This window comes from Janthinobacterium sp. GMG2, from assembly GCF_033949445.1.
Lineage (GTDB): Bacteria > Pseudomonadota > Gammaproteobacteria > Burkholderiales > Burkholderiaceae_D > Janthinobacterium > Janthinobacterium aestuarii.
In genome coordinates, this window is sequence record NZ_JAXAWA010000006.1 from 17,068 (window position 1) to 33,745 (window position 16,678).

15 protein-coding genes and 1 pseudogene are annotated in these 16,678 nt (G+C 61.8%); 7 read left to right on the forward strand and 9 right to left on the reverse strand.

What is annotated here, in order from left to right; genetic code table 11:
* Positions 1-25: 25 nt before the first annotated feature.
* The 4 genes from SKZ59_RS20565 to SKZ59_RS20580 all read right to left on the reverse strand — a co-directional run bounded on the left by SKZ59_RS20565 (position 26) and on the right by SKZ59_RS20580 (position 3,200).
* Positions 26-1,024: a beta-ketoacyl-ACP synthase III gene (locus tag SKZ59_RS20565; RefSeq protein ID WP_034749645.1), complete on the reverse strand. Its 999-nt coding sequence runs from the start codon at positions 1,022-1,024 to the stop codon at positions 26-28.
* Between the two features lie 15 nt (positions 1,025-1,039).
* A complete protein-coding gene (gene plsX / locus SKZ59_RS20570; protein WP_034749647.1) occupies positions 1,040-2,107 on the reverse strand; it encodes a phosphate acyltransferase PlsX in 1,068 nt (355 codons plus the stop codon).
* A gap of 210 nt (positions 2,108-2,317) precedes the next feature.
* Complete coding sequence (gene rpmF / locus SKZ59_RS20575; RefSeq protein ID WP_034749653.1) at positions 2,318-2,500, reverse strand: 50S ribosomal protein L32; 183 nt, start codon at positions 2,498-2,500, stop codon at positions 2,318-2,320.
* A 202-nt stretch (positions 2,501-2,702) separates the two neighbouring features.
* On the reverse strand, positions 2,703-3,200 hold the full coding sequence (locus SKZ59_RS20580; protein WP_070302036.1) for a YceD family protein: 498 nt from the start codon (positions 3,198-3,200) through the stop codon (positions 2,703-2,705).
* 222 nt (positions 3,201-3,422) lie between these two features.
* Between SKZ59_RS20580 and SKZ59_RS20585 the strand changes: the two genes are divergently transcribed.
* Together SKZ59_RS20585 and SKZ59_RS20590 are read left to right on the forward strand one after the other, a co-directional pair.
* Positions 3,423-4,031, forward strand: a complete 609-nt coding sequence (locus SKZ59_RS20585) for a Maf-like protein (protein WP_070302286.1) — start codon at positions 3,423-3,425, stop codon at positions 4,029-4,031.
* A 94-nt stretch (positions 4,032-4,125) separates the two neighbouring features.
* Positions 4,126-4,875, forward strand: coding sequence for an SAM-dependent methyltransferase (locus SKZ59_RS20590; RefSeq protein WP_034749662.1), 750 nt, complete (start codon positions 4,126-4,128; stop codon positions 4,873-4,875).
* Positions 4,876-5,061: 186 nt separating this feature from the next.
* On the opposite strand, the gene SKZ59_RS20595 is transcribed toward SKZ59_RS20590, so the two are convergent.
* A complete protein-coding gene (locus SKZ59_RS20595) occupies positions 5,062-5,979 on the reverse strand; it encodes a 23S rRNA (adenine(2030)-N(6))-methyltransferase RlmJ (RefSeq protein ID WP_034749665.1) in 918 nt (305 codons plus the stop codon).
* Positions 5,980-6,254: 275 nt separating this feature from the next.
* Between SKZ59_RS20595 and SKZ59_RS20600 the strand changes: the two genes are divergently transcribed.
* Positions 6,255-6,683 (forward strand): thioredoxin family protein, encoded by a 429-nt coding sequence (locus tag SKZ59_RS20600; RefSeq protein WP_034749668.1) that lies wholly within the window; start codon positions 6,255-6,257, stop codon positions 6,681-6,683.
* A 6-nt stretch (positions 6,684-6,689) separates the two neighbouring features.
* Here SKZ59_RS20600 and SKZ59_RS20605 read toward each other — a convergent pair whose 3' ends face one another.
* Together SKZ59_RS20605 and SKZ59_RS20610 are read right to left on the reverse strand one after the other, a co-directional pair.
* Positions 6,690-8,963 (reverse strand): xanthine dehydrogenase family protein molybdopterin-binding subunit, encoded by a 2,274-nt coding sequence (locus SKZ59_RS20605; RefSeq protein ID WP_319992805.1) that lies wholly within the window; start codon positions 8,961-8,963, stop codon positions 6,690-6,692.
* Positions 8,964-8,973: 10 nt separating this feature from the next.
* Positions 8,974-12,099, reverse strand: coding sequence for an EAL domain-containing protein (locus tag SKZ59_RS20610; protein WP_319992806.1), 3,126 nt, complete (start codon positions 12,097-12,099; stop codon positions 8,974-8,976).
* Between the two features lie 263 nt (positions 12,100-12,362).
* On the opposite strand from SKZ59_RS20610, the gene SKZ59_RS20615 reads away from it, so the two are divergent.
* Complete coding sequence (locus SKZ59_RS20615; protein WP_034779265.1) at positions 12,363-12,869, forward strand: DUF1993 family protein; 507 nt, start codon at positions 12,363-12,365, stop codon at positions 12,867-12,869.
* Positions 12,870-12,976: 107 nt separating this feature from the next.
* Here SKZ59_RS20615 and SKZ59_RS20620 read toward each other — a convergent pair whose 3' ends face one another.
* Together SKZ59_RS20620 and SKZ59_RS20625 are read right to left on the reverse strand one after the other, a co-directional pair.
* Positions 12,977-13,171 carry a DUF1289 domain-containing protein gene (locus SKZ59_RS20620; protein ID WP_034749680.1) on the reverse strand — a complete coding sequence of 65 codons (195 nt, stop codon included), beginning with the start codon at positions 13,169-13,171 and terminating at the stop codon, positions 12,977-12,979.
* Positions 13,171-13,743, reverse strand: coding sequence for a DUF1415 domain-containing protein (locus SKZ59_RS20625; RefSeq protein WP_319992807.1), 573 nt, complete (start codon positions 13,741-13,743; stop codon positions 13,171-13,173). The genes SKZ59_RS20620 and SKZ59_RS20625 overlap by 1 nt, the downstream gene beginning before the upstream one ends.
* Positions 13,744-14,070: 327 nt before the next feature.
* Here SKZ59_RS20625 and SKZ59_RS20630 point away from each other — a divergent pair, with 327 nt between their 5' ends.
* From SKZ59_RS20630 to SKZ59_RS20640, 3 genes and pseudogenes are all read left to right on the forward strand, one after another.
* Positions 14,071-15,483, forward strand: coding sequence for a transglycosylase SLT domain-containing protein (locus SKZ59_RS20630; RefSeq protein ID WP_034749684.1), 1,413 nt, complete (start codon positions 14,071-14,073; stop codon positions 15,481-15,483).
* Positions 15,484-15,585: 102 nt separating this feature from the next.
* Positions 15,586-16,374 (forward strand): enoyl-ACP reductase FabI, encoded by a 789-nt coding sequence (gene fabI, locus SKZ59_RS20635; protein ID WP_319992808.1) that lies wholly within the window; start codon positions 15,586-15,588, stop codon positions 16,372-16,374.
* 27 nt (positions 16,375-16,401) lie between these two features.
* Positions 16,402-16,678: pseudogene (locus SKZ59_RS20640) on the forward strand (hypothetical protein).

Genomic DNA, 16,678 nt, shown 5'->3' on the forward strand with positions numbered 1-16,678 from the left:
GGCCCCCGAAATCAGCCTTCGGCCATCACATCTTTGCCAGCACGGCGCCCCAGGTAAAGCCGCCGCCCACGCCTTCCATCATGACGTTGTCGCCCTTCTTGACCCGGCCATCGCGCACGGCGATGTCGAGCGCCAGCGGGATCGAAGCGGCCGAGGTGTTGCCATGCTGGTCGACGGTGACCACCATCTTTTCCAGAGGCAAGCCGAGTTTCTTGGCCGTGCTGTTCATGATGCGGATGTTCGCCTGGTGCGGGATCAGCCAGTCGATCTGGTCCGACGTCATGTTGGCGTGTTCCAGGGCTTCGTGCGCGACTTTTTCCAGCACGGACACGGCCAGCTTGAAGACGGCCGGACCATCCATGTACAGGAAGGCGCTACCGTCGAGCGCGCCGCCAGCCAGGCTGCCCGGCACGCTGAGGATGTTCGAGTGGCGGCCGTCCGCGTGCAGCTTGGTGGCCAGGATGCCCGGCTCTTTTGACGCCGTCATGACGATGGCGCCGGCGCCGTCGCCGAACAGCACGCAGGTGCCGCGGTCGTCGAAATTGAGGATGCGCGAAAACACTTCGGCGCCGATCACCAGCACGTTCTTGTGCATGCCCGACTGGATGAAGCTGTCGGCCGTGGCCACTGCATACACGAAACCGCTGCAGACGGCTTGCACGTCGACGGCGGCGCAGTTGTTCGTGATGCCCAGTTTGTTTTGCACGATGCAGGCCGTGCTGGGGAAGCTGCCGAAGAAATCGGGAGTCGAGCTGGCGACGATGATCAGGTCGAGGTCGTTGCCGTTCAGGCCAGCCATTTCCAGGGCCTTCTTGGCCGCTTCCACGCCCAGGTCCGAGGAATTTTGCGTTGGCGCCGCGTAATGGCGCGCCGAGATGCCGCTGCGCGAGACGATCCATTCATCCGACGTCTCGATACCCTTGGCGGCGAGCTGTTCGGTCAAGTCCTGGTTGGTGACGCGCTTCTCCGGCAAGTAGCTGCCGGTACCGATAATTTTGCTGTAAGTTTTGCTAAAAACAGTCATGCAAGTACCCGTCCACTAAATGGTAGAGCTTGTTGATGTAGGTTCATCCGGAACTGGCGTGCGGGGCATCAGCTCGGCGATCATGCTGGCCAAGTGCGCTTGCACGTCATTTTTTGCCGCATCAAAAGCGCGACGCAAGGCCCATTCGAAGGAATAGGCATCGGCGCTGCCATGGCTCTTGAAGACGAGGCCACGCAAGCCCAGCAGGCTGGCGCCGTTGTAACGTGAAGGATTCAAACGGTTGCCGATGGCTTTCAGGGCCCCGCGGGCGATCAGTGCGCCCAGCATGGTAATCGGATTGCGCTTGAATTCGGAAGTGAGCACGTCTTTCATGAAGCGCGCCAGGCCTTCGATGGCTTTCAAGGTGACATTGCCGACGAAACCGTCGCAGACGACAATATCGGTCGTGCCCTTGAAGATATCATTGCCTTCCACGTTGCCGTAGAAGTTCAGCGCGCCACGCTCATGGTCGGCCTGCAGCAGCTTCGAGGTGAGTTTCACCACTTCATTGCCCTTGATATCTTCCGTGCCCACGTTCAGCAAGCCGATCGTCGGGCGCTCGATACCTTCCATGGCGGAAACGAGCACGGAACCCATGATGGCGAACTGGTGCAAGTGATGCGGTTCGCAATCGACGTTCGCGCCCAAGTCCAGCATGTAGGTCGGGCCGTTCTTTTGATTCGGCAAGATGCTGCAGATGGCCGGGCGGTCGACGCCGGACATGGTTTTCAATACATAGCGCGACACGGCCATCAGGGCTGCCGTATTACCGGCGGAAACGGAGGCTTGCGCCACGCCGTTCTTGACCTGTTCGATGGCCACGCGCATGGAGGAATCCTTCTTGCGGCGCAGGGCCACTTCCAGGGGATCGTCCATGGTAACTTGTTCGGAGGCATGCAATACCGACAGGCGCGGATGCGTGTCGGCTTTATGTTTCTTCAGTTCGGCACGGATCACGTCTTCCAATCCAACAAGGATCAGTTCGGCTTCAGGCTCATGTTTTACGAAGGAAATTGCTGCGGGGATAGTGACTGAGGGACCGTGATCTCCGCCCATGCAGTCGATAGAAATTTTGATTGTCATTTGTGTTGATTCAATACCGCTGCGGGCGTGCGGCAAGATGTGAATCGGACTGGAGCATATGCAGGGTGCAGCATGTCATGCACAGGCCTGGACAGCGTGATTCAAAATGACGGGTGTGCAAGATGAATTGCAGCCGATAAAAAAGAAGAAGCGGCGCCACGCCGAATAACCACGCAACACCGCTTTCATCTTACCCAACAAAAACGTCGATTACTCGTCGTTTTTGGTCTTCAACACTTTACGGCCACGATAGAAGCCGTTAGGGCTGATATGGTGACGCATGTGTGTTTCGCCGGTAACTGGCTCGACGCTCAATTGCGGCGCGACCAGGAAGTCGTGCGAACGGTGCATGCCGCGCTTGGAAGGGGTTTTCTTGTTCTGTTGAACTGCCATGATGACTCCTAATACATAAGTTCTAAAATTTTAGCACAATCGATTGGCAAATACATGCGAATCGAGTATCCCAGCGGCAAAGACTACCCGAAAATAGCCCGGACCGACATCGTTTATTACAATTACATTTCACTACACTTGCCATACTCGATTACAACACGCGTTTGACACGTTCTTTGATGGGGAAAACCCCTTTACTACTTTATTCTGGCTTCAAGTCTTTCAGGGCCGCAAACGGCGACTTCTTTTCAGTCTTGAGAGCATCGAGCTGCGCCGTATCGGGGCAGACGTCGTGTTTGGGTACCTGCGGCAGGGCCAGCAAGGCTTCATCTTCGATCAGGGCCGCGGCATCCATGTTGCGGCTGCCGACGATCACGTCGATCGATTCATCGTTGATGATTTCTTCGATCTCGTCCGCGTGCTCGTCATCCTTGCCCAGCATCAGAGTGGTCGTCGAATCAATTGCGTAAGCATACGGAGTCAGGCAGCGCTGGCAAACCAGCTGAACGGTGCCGTTGACCGACAAGGTCAGTTGTGGGTAGCCCAGCTTGCTGGTGCCGCCGACGATTTTCCAGGCGATCTCGCCGGAACTATCTGCACAATCCTTGGTCAACCGGGTCATTTCAGCGACAGGAGTTACACCCTCGCGGCTCCCGCTGATACGACAAAAATCAAAGGTGTCGATCACAAAAGCATTCATTGGTAGAAAATTTCCCCGGAAAACCTGCGATAATAACAGGGTTTTTAGCACGGAGTCAAAGGCTAAGCATCTTTTTTGACGCAATTATTGCCATCAACATGACATTTCATCAACACCGTCATGCCGCATGGAGCCTCAGTTGTGGGCTCTGCGCCCTGGAATTTGCGTGAAATTCCACTGACATCGACCAGCGCGGCCATGCCGGCCGCCATCCACTACCGAATGATACCAACTTCCGCCCCATCGCGCTTGATTCTTGCATCGAGTTCGACCTACCGCAAGGAATTGCTGCAACGCCTGCGCCTGCCCTTCGAGGTGGCCGTGCCCGATCTCGACGAAAGTCCCCTGCCAGGCGAAAGCCCCAGCGCCACGGCCCTGCGCCTGGCCCAGGCCAAGGCGCAAGCCGTGCTCGACCGCTATCCTGACAGCCTCGTCATCGGCTCCGACCAGGTCGCCACACTCGATGGCGCTCAGATCGGCAAGCCCGGCAACCATGCGAATGCCCTGCTGCAGCTGCAAACCATGCGCGGGCGCCAGACCGTGTTCCACACGGCACTGTGCCTGCTCGACGGCCGCCAGAGTCCGCCTGTAGCGCAAGTGGAAGACGTCCAGACCCTCGTCACCGTACGCGACTTGCCCGACGCGGAACTGGACGCCTACCTGCGCATCGAGCAGCCGTACGATTGCGCCGGCAGCGCCAAGAACGAAGGCCTGGGCATCGCCCTGCTCGAACGCATAGCCACCACCGACCCGACCGCCCTGACCGGCTTGCCGCTGATCGCCCTCACCGGCATGCTGCGCAAGGCGGGTGTGGCGTTTTTCACATTTTAATCACCCTGGGGTCAGACCCGACGGGGGAGTGCGTTCCAGTGGAGCGCACTCCGATCCCGAAGGGACTGACCCCGGCCAATACAAAGCTAACAATATGACCGGCACCCTGTACCTGATTCCCAACCACCTCGGCCTGTCCGACGGCGCAAGCGACCCGCTGGGCCACATCATTCCAGAGCAAGTGCGGCAGATCACGTCGCAGCTCGATTATTTCGTTGCGGAAAACGCCAAGACGGCGCGCGCCTTTTTGAAGTTGATCGGCAACCAGCATCCGCTGGCCAAGCCGCTGCAGGAAATCACGATTTCCGAACTGAACGTCAATACCCCGGCGCAAGCGCTGGCCGGCTTGCTTGCGCCGCTGCTGGCGGGACGCGACGCGGGCCTCGTATCGGAAGCGGGCGTGCCCGCCGTGGCCGACCCGGGTGCCGACCTCGTGCGTCTGGCGCATCAGCACGGCATTAAAGTGCGCCCGCTGGTGGGCCCGTCGTCGATCCTGCTGGCCGTGATGGCCAGCGGCTTGAATGGCCAGAGCTTCGCCTTCAACGGCTATCTGCCCACGGACGCCACCCTGCGCGCCAAGCGCATCAAGGAACTGGAAAGCCGCTCGCGCAATGAAAAGCAGACCCAGCTGTTCATCGAAACGCCGTACCGCAACGCCGCCATGCTGGAAGCGCTCGTGGCGCAATGCGCGCCATCGACGCTGATCTGCGTCGCCACCGACCTGAGCCTGGACACGGAAAGCGTGCAGACGTGGAATGGCGGACAGTGGAAAAAACAATTAGCCGCCGGCAAGGCGCCCGACTTCCACAAGAAACCGACCGTGTTCCTGTTGCTGGGACAGTAAACGACAAACGCCACGGAAATATTTGCCGTGGCGTTTGCTTTGCTTTGCCTCACTACGATAGTCACGACAACTGACAAAACCGTAGCGAGCGGAAGGGAGCGGTGGCTAAGAAGCGCAACCGTACTCTAGTACGGTGAGCATCGCAGGCCGCCTATACCGACGCGCAGTAGGTTTGGTCAGGTGTCTTCAGACGCGACGGGTGCCCGTGTTCTTCTGTCCGCCCTTGCCCGTTTCCAATACAAACTTCGCGCCATCGTCGCGGCCCAGCACCTTGACCAGGTACGGCATGACTTCGCGCAACATCGGCTCCAGGGTGTACGGCGGGTTCAAGATGAACATGCCGCTGCTGTGCAAGCCGAAACCGTCCGGCGACGGCGTGTTGACCGTCAGGGTCACGTGCAGCCAGTCCGAGCTGGGAAGCTGCTTGAGCTTGTCGGCGAACTGGCGCGATTCCATGCGCTGCAGCACCGGGTACCAGACGGCATACATGCCGGATGGGAAGCGCACGAGGGCGTCGGCCAGGGTATCCTTGACCTTGCGGTAATCCATCTTGTCTTCATACGGCGGGTCGATCAGCACGAGCGCGCGGCGCGATGGCGGCGGCAGCAGCGCTTTCAGGCTCTGGAAGCCGTCGGCCTTGGTGATGAGCACGCGCTTGCCGCGCACGGTCGGACGCTCACCCTGGGCCAGCGCATGCGCCTCGACCTTGCGGAAGTTGTCGGCCAGAATCTTTGCATCGGCTGGATGCAGCTCGAACAGGCGCAGACGGTCTTGCTCGCGGCTGACCTTGTCGGCGCAGTACGGCGAACCCGGGTAGTAGCGCATCTTGCCGCTCGGATTCATTTCCTTGATCAGCTTCATGTACTCGGCCAGCGAGGCCGGCAGGTCCGTGCGGTCCCACAGGGGCGCGATGCCCGTTTCGTATTCGGCGTTTTTCGAGGCATAACCGCCGTCGAGCGCATACACGCCTGCGCCGGAGTGGGTATCGATATAACTATAGGCGGTATCTTTTTGATTCAGATATTGCAACAACTGAATCTGCACATAATGCTTCAACACATCGGCGTGATTACCCGCGTGAAAGGCGTGGCGGTAACTCAACATAAGCTGGCTAATTCCATAATAAAAATAAATAAAGGCGGGAGCGCTGACACCGGGCAGGGCATGAAAACAGACTGGAGGGGTCAGGCTGCGGGGCCAGGAAACAGCATGGACCAGCGTAATCAGCGCGCAATTACCAGCATTATCCACCAGAAAGGTGGATTGCATCAAAAAACACGGCTAAACAAGCCCATGCATTCCCGGGACTGGCATCGCCGGGCGCGGTAGAATACGCGCATCGGGCGCCCGCGCCCATCCGCCTACCAATAGAAACGACCATGCACAGCCTGACCCTCACGACCGATAACCGCGCCGACGTCGCGGCAACCCTGGCCGGCCCGCGCTGGACGGTGGCCTGCCTGTGCGCGCTGTGGTGCGGCACCTGCGGCAGCTACCGCGCCACGTTCGAGGAACTGGCCGCGCGCCACCCGGACACCGTCTTCGTCTGGATCGACATCGAAGACCAGGCCGACGTGGTGGGCGACCTCGACATCGACAACTTCCCCACCCTGCTGATACAGCGCGAAGACAACGTGGCCTTCTTCGGCACCGTGCTGCCCGACGGCGGCCTGGCGCACCGCATGGTGCAGGCGCAGCAGGCGCTCAGCGCCGAGGAACTGGCCGCGCTGGCCGGCAGCACGCAGGAACGGCGCGACTGGCAGCGCGACTGCAATCTGCGCCACATGCTTGCCGCCACCCTGGCCTGATCCACATCAAGCCAGGCGCAGCGGCAGGCTGCGCAGCCTTTTCCCCGTCAGACTGAACACGGCGTTGGCCACGGCCGGCGCAATCGGCGGCGTGCCCGGTTCGCCCACGCCTTCCGGATGCTCGGCGCTGGCGATGATGATGGTTTCCACCTCGGGCGTCTGCCCCATGCGCAACACGGGGTAGTCATGGAAGTTGCCCTGCTCGACTCTCCCCTCCTTGAACGTGATCTCGCCGCCCAGCGCCGCCGACAGGCCGAACAGCACGGCCGACTCCATCTGCTGGGCGATGATGTTCGGATTGACGGCGATGCCGCAATCGATGGCGCACACGACGCGCTGCACGCGGATTTCGCCGTTTTCCACCGAGACCTGCGCCACTTGCGCGACGATGCTGCCGAACGACTGGTGCAAGGCCACGCCATGCGCATGGCCGGGCGGAGGGCTGCCCGCCCTGGCGACGGCCGCATCGAGTACGGCCAAATGGCGCGGATGCCGCACCAGCATGGCGCGACGGAAGGCGATGCCGTCCTGCCCTGCCGCATGCGCCAGCTCGTCGATAAAGCTTTCCTTGAAGAACGCGTTGTGCGAATGCCCGACCGAGCGCCAGTAGCCGACCGGCACGGCACTGTCGGCGATCACGTGGGCGATGCGCTGGTTGGCGATTTCATACGGCATGTCGAATTCGCCTTCGGCCGTCGTCTTGTCCGGCCCCGCGCCGGGCAAGCCGAAATTGCGCTGCAGGTACTGGTGCGTGATGGAGCCGCTGACGGATTTATTGTCCCAGGAAGCGATGCGGCCATGCTCGTCGAGGCGAGCCGCAAAGCGGGCCAGCGCGGCGGGACGGTACATATCGTGCTTTGTGTCCTGTTCGCGCGTCCACACCAGCTGCACGGGCGCGCCATCGCACTGCAGCGCGATGGCCACGGCTTGCGCCACCATATCCACTTCCAGGCGGCGGCCGAAACCGCCACCGAGCAGCAGCACCTCGATGCTGACATCCTTCGCGTCGACGCCGGCCACTTTCGCCGCCACGTCGACGGCGATGCCGGGCGCCTGCGTCGAGGCCCACAGCATCACCTTGCCATTTTTCACCTGCGCGGTGCAGTTGACGGGCTCCATGGCGGCATGCGCGAGGAACGGTGCGCGGTACTCGGCGCTGACCTGCCGCATGCCCTGCACGGCTTTACTTTCCACCTCGCCGCTGGCGTGATAGGCATAACCGGCTTCGGTGTCCAACAGGCGGGCAAATTCCGCGTAGACGCCGGCGCTGGACAAGTTCGCTTGCGGGCCAGCCTTCCACTGCGTCGGCAAGGCGGCCGCCGCCTGCTTCGCGCGCCACCAGGTGTCCGCCACCACGGCCGCGCACGAGACGCTGCGCTGCGCCAGCTGCGGCGTCAGGTCCAGCACTTTTTTCACACCGGGCATGGCGAGTATGGGCGCCGCGTCGAACGCGGACAGGCTATCACCCAGGCGCGGCGGCAGATGCAGGGCCGCGTACAGCATGCCGGGCGGACGCGCATCGATGCCGAAACGCGCGCTGCCATTGACTTTCGATGGCGTATCGCGGCGCGGCGCCGGCTGGCCGATCAGTTTGAAATCCTTGGGCGACTTCAGCACGGGCGTACCCGGATCGATAGCGGCGGCGCGCTGCGCCAGGCTGGCGTAGCTGGCGCGCCGGCCGTCCGGATGCAGCACTTCACCGTCCTGCGTGCGGCACTGCGCGGCCGGCACCTGCCACAACGCGGCGGCGGCGCCTACCAGCATGGCACGCGCCGACGCACCCGCCTCGCGCATGGGGCCCCAGCCATCTTTCACGCTCGACGAGCCGCCCGTGACGATCACGCCCAGTTCGCGCGCCGCCTTGGCCACCGTCCACTGCGCCAGCGCCTTCAAGCGCCCCTGGTCGTCCGGATGGAAAGGCAGGCTATCCTTGAGCATGGCGACATTGCCGAAGATTTTATCGTTCGGCGCCTGTATCAGTTTGACGCTGGCCAACGGCACGTCGAGTTCCTCGGCCACCAGCATCGGCAAGGCCGTATGCACGCCCTGCCCCATCTCGCTGCGCGGCATGGCCAGGGTCACCGTGCCATCCGTGCCGATGGCCAGCCAGCCGTTCAAGGCCACCGCGCCATCCTGAAGCGGCAGCGGCGCGCTGCCATGCAGGCGCTGGCGCGGCGGCAGCACGCCCCAGCCCAGCACCAGGGCGCCCACGCCGGCCACGCCGAGGCCAAGGCCGCCGAGCAGGAAACGGCGGCGCGACGGGGAGGAGTGTGCGGCCATGGGCTGTCCTTTATAGTAGTGAGTGATCGATCCAGCGCTCCAGCATATCCTGTGCCAGCACCGGACGGCTATAAAAATAACCTTGCGCCAGCTTGCAGCCATGGCGCAGCAGGAAAGCGGCCTGCTCTTCCGTCTCCACGCCTTCGGCAATCACGGACAAATGCATGCTCTTGCCCAGCTGGATGATGGCAATCGCAATCGCCTCGTCATTGACGTCCGTCGAGATATCCTTGATGAAGGAGCGGTCGATTTTCAAGGTTTGCACGGGCAGCTGTTTCAGATACGCGAGCGAGGAATAGCCGGTGCCGAAATCGTCGATGGCCAGGCCCACGCCGATGGCGTGCAGGTCGTTGATGAAACCGAGGGCGTCCCCCGTGTTCATGATGACGGATTCCGTCACTTCCAGCTGCAGGCGCTGCGGCTCGAGGCCCGTTTCCTTCAATATGGCGGCCACCATGCCGGCGATGCTGCCCCGCTCGAACTGTTTTACGGACAGGTTGACGGCCATCTTCGGCACGTGCAAGCCCTGCGCCTGCCAGCGCATCATCTGGCGGCACGCTTCGTCGAGCACCCATTTGCCCAGCTGGTTGATGAAACCGCTGTCTTCGGCCAGCGGGATGAAGCGGGCCGGCGGTACCAGGCCCAGTTCCGGGTGGTTCCAGCGCACCAGCGCCTCGACGCCGACCAGGCGGCCCGTGTCGATTTCCACCTGCGGCTGGTAATTGAGGAACATCTCGTTCTTTTCGATCGAGCGGCGCAGGAAGGTTTCCAGGCGCAGCCGCTCGACCCCCTCGCCCGTCATCGACGGCGCATAGAAGCGGTAGCCATTGCGCCCGCGCGCCTTGGCCTGGTACATGGCCACGTCGGCATTGCGGATCAACATGTTCAAGTCCAGCGCATCGTCCGGATACAGGCTGATGCCCACGCTGCAGGTGACGAACAGTTCGTGGCCGGCCACCGTGAACGGCTGGTCGAACATGGTCATCAGCTTTTCCGCCACCTGCGTGGCGCCATACTCGCCATCGATGCGTTCGAGCAGGACGATGAATTCGTCGCCGCCCAGGCGCGCCAGGGTATCGCCTTCGCGCAGGCGGGCCGCCAGCTGGCCGGCCACCTTTTGCAGCAATTCGTCGCCCACATGGTGGCCCAGGGTGTCGTTGACGTTCTTGAAGCGGTCCAGGTCGATGAACAGCACGGCCAGCTGCTCCTGGTCGCGCGCGGCGCGCAGCAGCGCGTGCTGCAGGCGGTCATGGAACAGCAGCCGGTTCGGCAGCGCCGTCAGCGGATCGTGGTGGGCCATGTGATCGAGCTTTTCCTGCGATTCCTTGATCAGGGTGATGTCGCTGAACACGCCCACGTAATGGGTGGTGACGGCACGCGTGTCGCGCACGGCGCTGATGGTCAGCCATTCCAGGTACACCTCGCCGTTCTTGCGCCGGTTCCAGATCTCGCCGCGCCAGAAACCCGAGACGGCCAGTTCATCCCACAAGGACTGGTAAAACGCGGCGTCGTGCCGCTCGGAACGCGTCAGCGACGCATGCTGCCCCAGCGCCTCGGCTTCAGCGTAACCGGTGATCTGCGTGAACGCGGGATTGACGGTGACGATGATGCCATCGGCGTCGACCACCATCACGCCGTCGGCGATGTGTTCGAGCACGGTGGCCGATAAACGCAGTTTCTCCTCGGCTTCCTTGCGCGCCGTGATATCGGCATACACCCAGATACTGCCTTCGTTGGGGCGCAGCGGATCGAGCGCGCAGCCGCTCACCAGCGCCCAGAACAGGCTGCCGTCGCGGCGTTTGTACTGGCGCTCCTCGCTGAAATCGCCACCCGCGGCCAGGGCCGGATACTGGCGCTCGCCCGCCTCTTCGAAGTCATACGAACTCGTAAACACGATGGCGGTGGAACTGCCCGTCATTTCGGCATGACCGTAGCCGAACAGTTCCTCACAGCGGCGGTTGACGGAAATGATGCGGCGGTGGCGCACGAACATCACGCCGAACATGACGTTGTCGAGGATGGCGCTCTGCTCCGTCAGCAGCGCTTCGATGCGCATCTCGTGGTGCTTGCGCTGGCTGATGTCGGCGATGATGCCGTCGATCCAGATGACGCCCTGCTCGCCCACCTGCGGCTGGCCATTCTCGGCCACCCAGCGCTCGATGCCGAAAGCGTCGACGATGCGGTATTCCAGCGCATATGGCCGTTCGTCGAGCACGGCCCGGCCGACGGCGCGGCGGTGCTCGCGGCGGTCTTCCGGGCAAATCAGGTCGGCCCAGGCATGCGTGGTGCCGCGCATGAACTGGCGCGCCGAATAGCCGGAAATGTCTTCGATGGCATCGCTGACGAAATCGATGGGCCCATCGGGCCGGTAGCGGAAGACGGCGCCCGGCACCTGCGTGACGATGGTGCGGAAACGCTCTTCGCGCTGGCCCACATCCTCGAACAGCTGGCCGATGGCCGCGCGCATTTGCTCGAGCTGGGCCGTCAGGCGACCCAGTTCGTCATTGCTGTGCGAAGCCAGCGGCGTGTCGAAATCGCCGTGCGACAGACGGTCGGAAAAACGCGTCAGGCGGCGCAGGGGCTTCAACAGGCGGCGGTTCAGGAACAGCACGATCAGTGCCATCGACACGGCCAGCTGCGCGCCCAGCACGAAAATATACGACATCTGCTTTTCGCGCAGCTCCTGCTGGCTGCGCGCGTCGTCCATCTCGACGACGACGTGGCCGATGCGTTCGCCGCGCACGAGGATGTCGCGCTCGGCGCGGTACAGATTGCCCACGGGCCGCTGCGGCGCCTGCAGGCTGATGAATTCCGTGTCGCCCTGCCCCAGCACCTTCACCAGCAGCACGGAACGGTCGCGCATCACCGACTCGACCAGCGAGTGGGCCGATTCCGCATTCATGTTCCACAGCGACTCCTGCATGCCCAGCGCCAGGATATCGACATTGCGCTGCAAGGCTTCGTTCAGGCTGGTGCGCGCCGACTGGCGCTCATGCACGCCGACGAGCACATAGCTGCCGAAGATGGCGGGCACGACAAGGCCGCCAAATACCACCAGCAGCAGGGCGCCATAGATCGACGAACCGTACAGCACACGCAGGCTGGCGCGCAGGCGCTGGTAAGGTGAATTAAACATGCGGCAACAGGGCAACAGGGATCAGGCGGGCGATCATTGAACTTTACAGGGGAATTCGGGTGGTCAGGCGGGAAGAAACTTTTTTCAGGAGCAATTATGCATGGAAAAAGCGGGGTAAGTCACCAATAAACACGCGCCAGCGGCAACCTCATGTCATATAAACAGGGTTGAAAAACCACACGCTGACCGGCGCGCCCGGCCGGCGCCAGCAGAAAAACGCTTAGCTTGCTATCATCGCGCCACTTTACCCTAGAGGAACCACCATGACCTTCTCCATCTACTCCGCTTCGATCCCCGTCTTCAAACAGATCCTGGGCAGCCTGGCCGCCATCCTGGACAAGGCGGAAACGCACGCGCAAGACAAGAAAATCGACCCGAACGCCCTGCTGCAATTCCGCTTGTTCCCGGACATGCTGCCGTTCGTGCGCCAGATCCAGATCGCCACCGACTTCGCCAAGGGCTGCGGCGCGCGCCTGGCCGGCGTGGCCGTGCCACCGTATGAAGACAGCGAGCAGAGCTTTGCCGAACTGAAAGCACGCATCGTCAAAACCATCGCCTTCCTGGAAAGCCTGCCGCAAGCGGACATCGACGGCAGCGAAACGCGCGCCATCACCACCGGCAGCGGCGAAAAGACCAAACACTTCACGGGCCAGACCTATCTGTTCCACTACGCGCTGCCGCACTTCTTCTTCCACGCGACGACGGCGTACGACATCCTGCGCCATAACGGCATCGAAGTCGGCAAGAAAGACTTCATCGGCAGCTATTGATCGTTAGCGTCAACACTACCGGGGTCAGTTCCTTCGGAATCGGAATGCTTCCCATTGGGAAGCATTCCCCCGTCGGGTCTGACCCCAGCAGTTGCCGTTGGGTTAAATCAGGTATTCCGGCGCGGATACCCTTGCGCCAGTATCCTCACCCACACCACTTCCTTCTCTTCATCCGTCATCGACACCCAGTGGGCCACTTCCACCACGGTGCGGCCGCAGCCGCGGCAGATTTCATCGAAAGTCGTCGAGCACACGGCCACGCAGGGCGTGTCTGGACGCGGCGGCAATTCCTTGTCAGCCATCAGGATACCTTCGGCAGGCCGAGCTTTTCCCAGCCTTCGGTGCCCAGCGCTTCCAGGGTGGCGATATTCTTGTCGAAGATGTCCGACGCTTCCGGGAACGCCTCGACGGCGCGCTCGATGCTGTCTTCGCGCAGCAGGTGCAGGGTCGGGTACGGCGAGCGGTTCGTGTAGTTGCTGATATCGTCCTCGAACGTTTCGGCAAACTGGTAGCTCGGGTGGAAGCTGGCCACTTGCAGCTCGCCGGCCAGGTGCATGTCTTCCACGGCCGCATCGGCCACGTCGAGAAACTCGTTGTAGTCGAGGAAATCGTTCAGAGTGTACGGGTGGATCAGCAGGGTCGTGTCGATCTGCTCGGGATCCGTGTCGGCCAGGGTTTGCAGCTCATCCATCAGCATCGCCAGCAGATCCTCGGGATTGCTCGATTCGCACACTACATAGCGGATCTGCTTCTTGACGTGCACGGCCTTGGCAAACGGGCACAGGTTCAGGCCGATCACGGCCTTTTCCAACCAGGCAACAGTATTGGCGATGATGACGGCGTTGTCGTCGTCGTGGCGCGGCGGGGTGTTCATATACTTGACTCTCTATCAATAAAGCGGCCGACGGCTGAATGGCCGGCCAAAGCCAAATTGTACGCACTTTTGCGCAGCCTCATACCGGACGGCCGCCAGGCTTGCGCCATGACCCTGGCCATATATGCTATAACAGCGGCCGAATCGCACATCTGGCAAATTAAATTTGTAATAATTACATTATTAGCGACTGGAAACATCGCTATTGACGCCTATGTGCTGTCATCATGCTGACATAATTCTTGACTCCGGCATGTGGATATACGTACACTCGCAGCTTAATCATGGGTCTGTCCGATGTTTCTCCGACGACAACAATGGAACACTATGCACGAAAACTCCTTTAAATCTACCGTCCTGGCGGCGTTGGCCCTGGCGCTTGCGCCCGCCCTCAGCCAGGCGTACGAAGCCGGTGTTGAGAGCGATAACGCGCCAGTCGCCGCCACCACGCCCGCCCTGATCCCGATGACCGCCCAGGTCACGGCGAAACTCCCCACCCTCGACAACCGCCTGCAAAAGACCGATCGTCTGCTGAAAAACCTCAGTGACAATTCCGATCCGCTGCGCGAAGCCGACGTCTGGGGCCGCATCCGCAGCGGCTATGCGATTCCCGACATCAACAACCAGCTGGTAGCGAATCACGTCAACTGGTACGCCACCCGCCCCGACTACATCGCCCGCACGACGGCACGCGCCTCGCGCTACATTTTCCACGTGGTGCAGGAACTGGAAAAACGCGGCATGCCGACGGAACTGGCATTACTGCCGTTCATCGAGTCCGCCTTCAACCCGCAAGCGTTCTCGAGCGCCAATGCGGCCGGCATGTGGCAATTCGTGCCCGCCACGGGACGCGATTTCAACCTCAAGCAAAACATGTTCAAGGACGAGCGCCGCGGCGTGCTGGCCTCGACCGATGCGGCCCTCACGTACCTGCAGCGCCTGTATGACATGTTTGGCGATTGGCAACTGGCCCTGGCCGCCTACAACTGGGGCGAAGGCTCGGTGCAGCGCGCCATCAAGAAAAACCAGGCGCTGGGCAAGCCAACCGACTTCGAAAGCCTGGCCGACCTGATGCCGGCCGAAACGCGCAACTACGTGCCGAAATTGCAAGCGGTGAAAAACATCATCGCCAACCCGGCCCAGTTCGGCCTGACCCTGCCCGTGGTCGACAACCAGCCCTACTTCACGGCCATCGACAAGACCAGCGACATCGACATCACCGTCGCCGCCCAGCTCGCCGAACTGTCGATGGATGAATTCAAGGCCTTGAATCCGCAATTTAACCGCCCCGTCATCATCGGTGGCGAAAAGACGAAAATTCTGCTGCCGCAGGAAAACGCCGCCAAGTTCACCACCAACCTGGCGCAATGGGGCCATGCCTTGTCGAGCTGGACCACGCACAAGATCACCAATGCGCGCGAACGCATCGAAACGCTGGCGTCGAAATTCGGCACCACGGCCGACGTGCTGCGCCAGGCCAACAATATTCCCCAGCGCACGCGTTTGCGCGCCGGCTCCACCATCCTCGTGCCGAAAACCTCGGCCACGATGAACAGCGACATCACCCAGGAAATCGCCGACAGCGCCACCATGCTGCTGGAAGCGGACCGTCCTGAACGGGTCGCCAAGGCCGTGCGCCGCGTCACCAAGGGCGGCAAGGTGCAAGCGGCGCCAATTTCCCTGGTGAAACCACGCATCCAGCGCGGCGGCGGTAACAGCCGAGCCAAGGCCCGTCACTGATCGCCTGATCCGTATAGATCCACCTCACCGGCCGCCACAGCTTTGCTGTCGCGGCCGGTTGCACATCCGCTTACCCGCCCACCTACCCAGACAGGAGTCGTCATGGCTTTCTTGCAAGGCAAAAAAATCCTCATCACGGGCTTGCTGTCGAACCGCTCCATCGCCTATGGCATCGCCAAGGCTTGCCACCGCGAAGGCGCCTCCCTCGCCTTCACGTATGTGGGCGAACGCTTCAAGGAGCGCATCACGGAATTTGCGGCGGAATTCGGCAGCGAACTGGTATTCGACTGCGACGTGTCCAGCGATGAACAGATCAGCGCCGTCTTCAGCGACCTGGCGCGCCACTGGGATCAGTTGGACGGCCTGGTGCACGCCATCGGTTTTGCGCCGCGCGAGGCGATCGCCGGCGACTTCCTCGACGGCCTGTCGCGCGACAGCTTCCGCATCGCGCACGACATTTCCGCCTACAGTTTTCCCGCCATGGCCAAGGCCGCCCTGCCCCTGCTGCATCCGGGCGCGTCACTCCTGACCCTGACTTACCTGGGCGCCGTGCGTGCCGTACCCTACTACAACACCATGGGCCTGGCCAAGGCGTCGCTGGAAGCGTCCGTGCGCTACCTGGCCGAATCGCTGGGTCCGCGCGGCATCCGCGCCAACGGCATTTCCGCCGGCCCCATCAAGACCCTGGCCGCTTCCGGCATCAAGGATTTCAGTAAACTGCTGGGATTTGTGGCCGAACACGCCCCGCTGCGCCGCAATGTCACCATCGAAGAGGTCGGCAACACGGCCGCCTTTCTGCTGTCCGACCTGGCCTCGGGCATCACGGGCGAGATTACCTATGTCGATGGCGGCTTTTCGCAAGTGATGGCCGTCAATCCCGAAATAGAGTGATGCGGTGACCTACATTGGAGGCATCGCATGACGCGCTCCTCGCACCCCAGGAAAGAAATCGAAGCGGCGCTGCGTCACGCGGAAAGCCAGGGATGGCGAGTGGAAGTGGGCGGCAGCCATGCCTGGGGCAATATCTCGCCCCTACAATGACGACGGCTGCCGCTGTGGCGAATTCTGTATCGCCTGCATCTGGAGCACGCCGAAAAACCCGGGCAACCACGCGCGGGCGATCCGCCGGGTGGTCGATAATTGCACTTTCAACACACTGATGCACGACTGCATGCAACGCAAATCCAGAGGATAG

Bases quoted from the DNA above. Each gene is read 5' to 3' on its own strand.
- SKZ59_RS20565 (WP_034749645.1), bottom strand. From the start codon at position 1,024: ATGACTGTTTTTAGCAAAACTTACAGCAAAATTATCGGTACCGGCAGC.
- plsX (WP_034749647.1), bottom strand. From the start codon at position 2,107: ATGACAATCAAAATTTCTATCGACTGCATGGGCGGAGATCACGGTCCC.
- rpmF (WP_034749653.1), bottom strand. From the start codon at position 2,500: ATGGCAGTTCAACAGAACAAGAAAACCCCTTCCAAGCGCGGCATGCAC.
- SKZ59_RS20580 (WP_070302036.1), bottom strand. From the start codon at position 3,200: ATGAATGCTTTTGTGATCGACACCTTTGATTTTTGTCGTATCAGCGGG.
- SKZ59_RS20585 (WP_070302286.1), top strand. From the start codon at position 3,423: ATGATACCAACTTCCGCCCCATCGCGCTTGATTCTTGCATCGAGTTCG.
- SKZ59_RS20590 (WP_034749662.1), top strand. From the start codon at position 4,126: ATGACCGGCACCCTGTACCTGATTCCCAACCACCTCGGCCTGTCCGAC.
- SKZ59_RS20595 (WP_034749665.1), bottom strand. From the start codon at position 5,979: ATGTTGAGTTACCGCCACGCCTTTCACGCGGGTAATCACGCCGATGTG.
- SKZ59_RS20600 (WP_034749668.1), top strand. From the start codon at position 6,255: ATGCACAGCCTGACCCTCACGACCGATAACCGCGCCGACGTCGCGGCA.
- SKZ59_RS20605 (WP_319992805.1), bottom strand. From the start codon at position 8,963: ATGGCCGCACACTCCTCCCCGTCGCGCCGCCGTTTCCTGCTCGGCGGC.
- SKZ59_RS20610 (WP_319992806.1), bottom strand. From the start codon at position 12,099: ATGTTTAATTCACCTTACCAGCGCCTGCGCGCCAGCCTGCGTGTGCTG.
- SKZ59_RS20615 (WP_034779265.1), top strand. From the start codon at position 12,363: ATGACCTTCTCCATCTACTCCGCTTCGATCCCCGTCTTCAAACAGATC.
- SKZ59_RS20620 (WP_034749680.1), bottom strand. From the start codon at position 13,171: ATGGCTGACAAGGAATTGCCGCCGCGTCCAGACACGCCCTGCGTGGCC.
- SKZ59_RS20625 (WP_319992807.1), bottom strand. From the start codon at position 13,743: ATGAACACCCCGCCGCGCCACGACGACGACAACGCCGTCATCATCGCC.
- SKZ59_RS20630 (WP_034749684.1), top strand. From the start codon at position 14,071: ATGCACGAAAACTCCTTTAAATCTACCGTCCTGGCGGCGTTGGCCCTG.
- fabI (WP_319992808.1), top strand. From the start codon at position 15,586: ATGGCTTTCTTGCAAGGCAAAAAAATCCTCATCACGGGCTTGCTGTCG.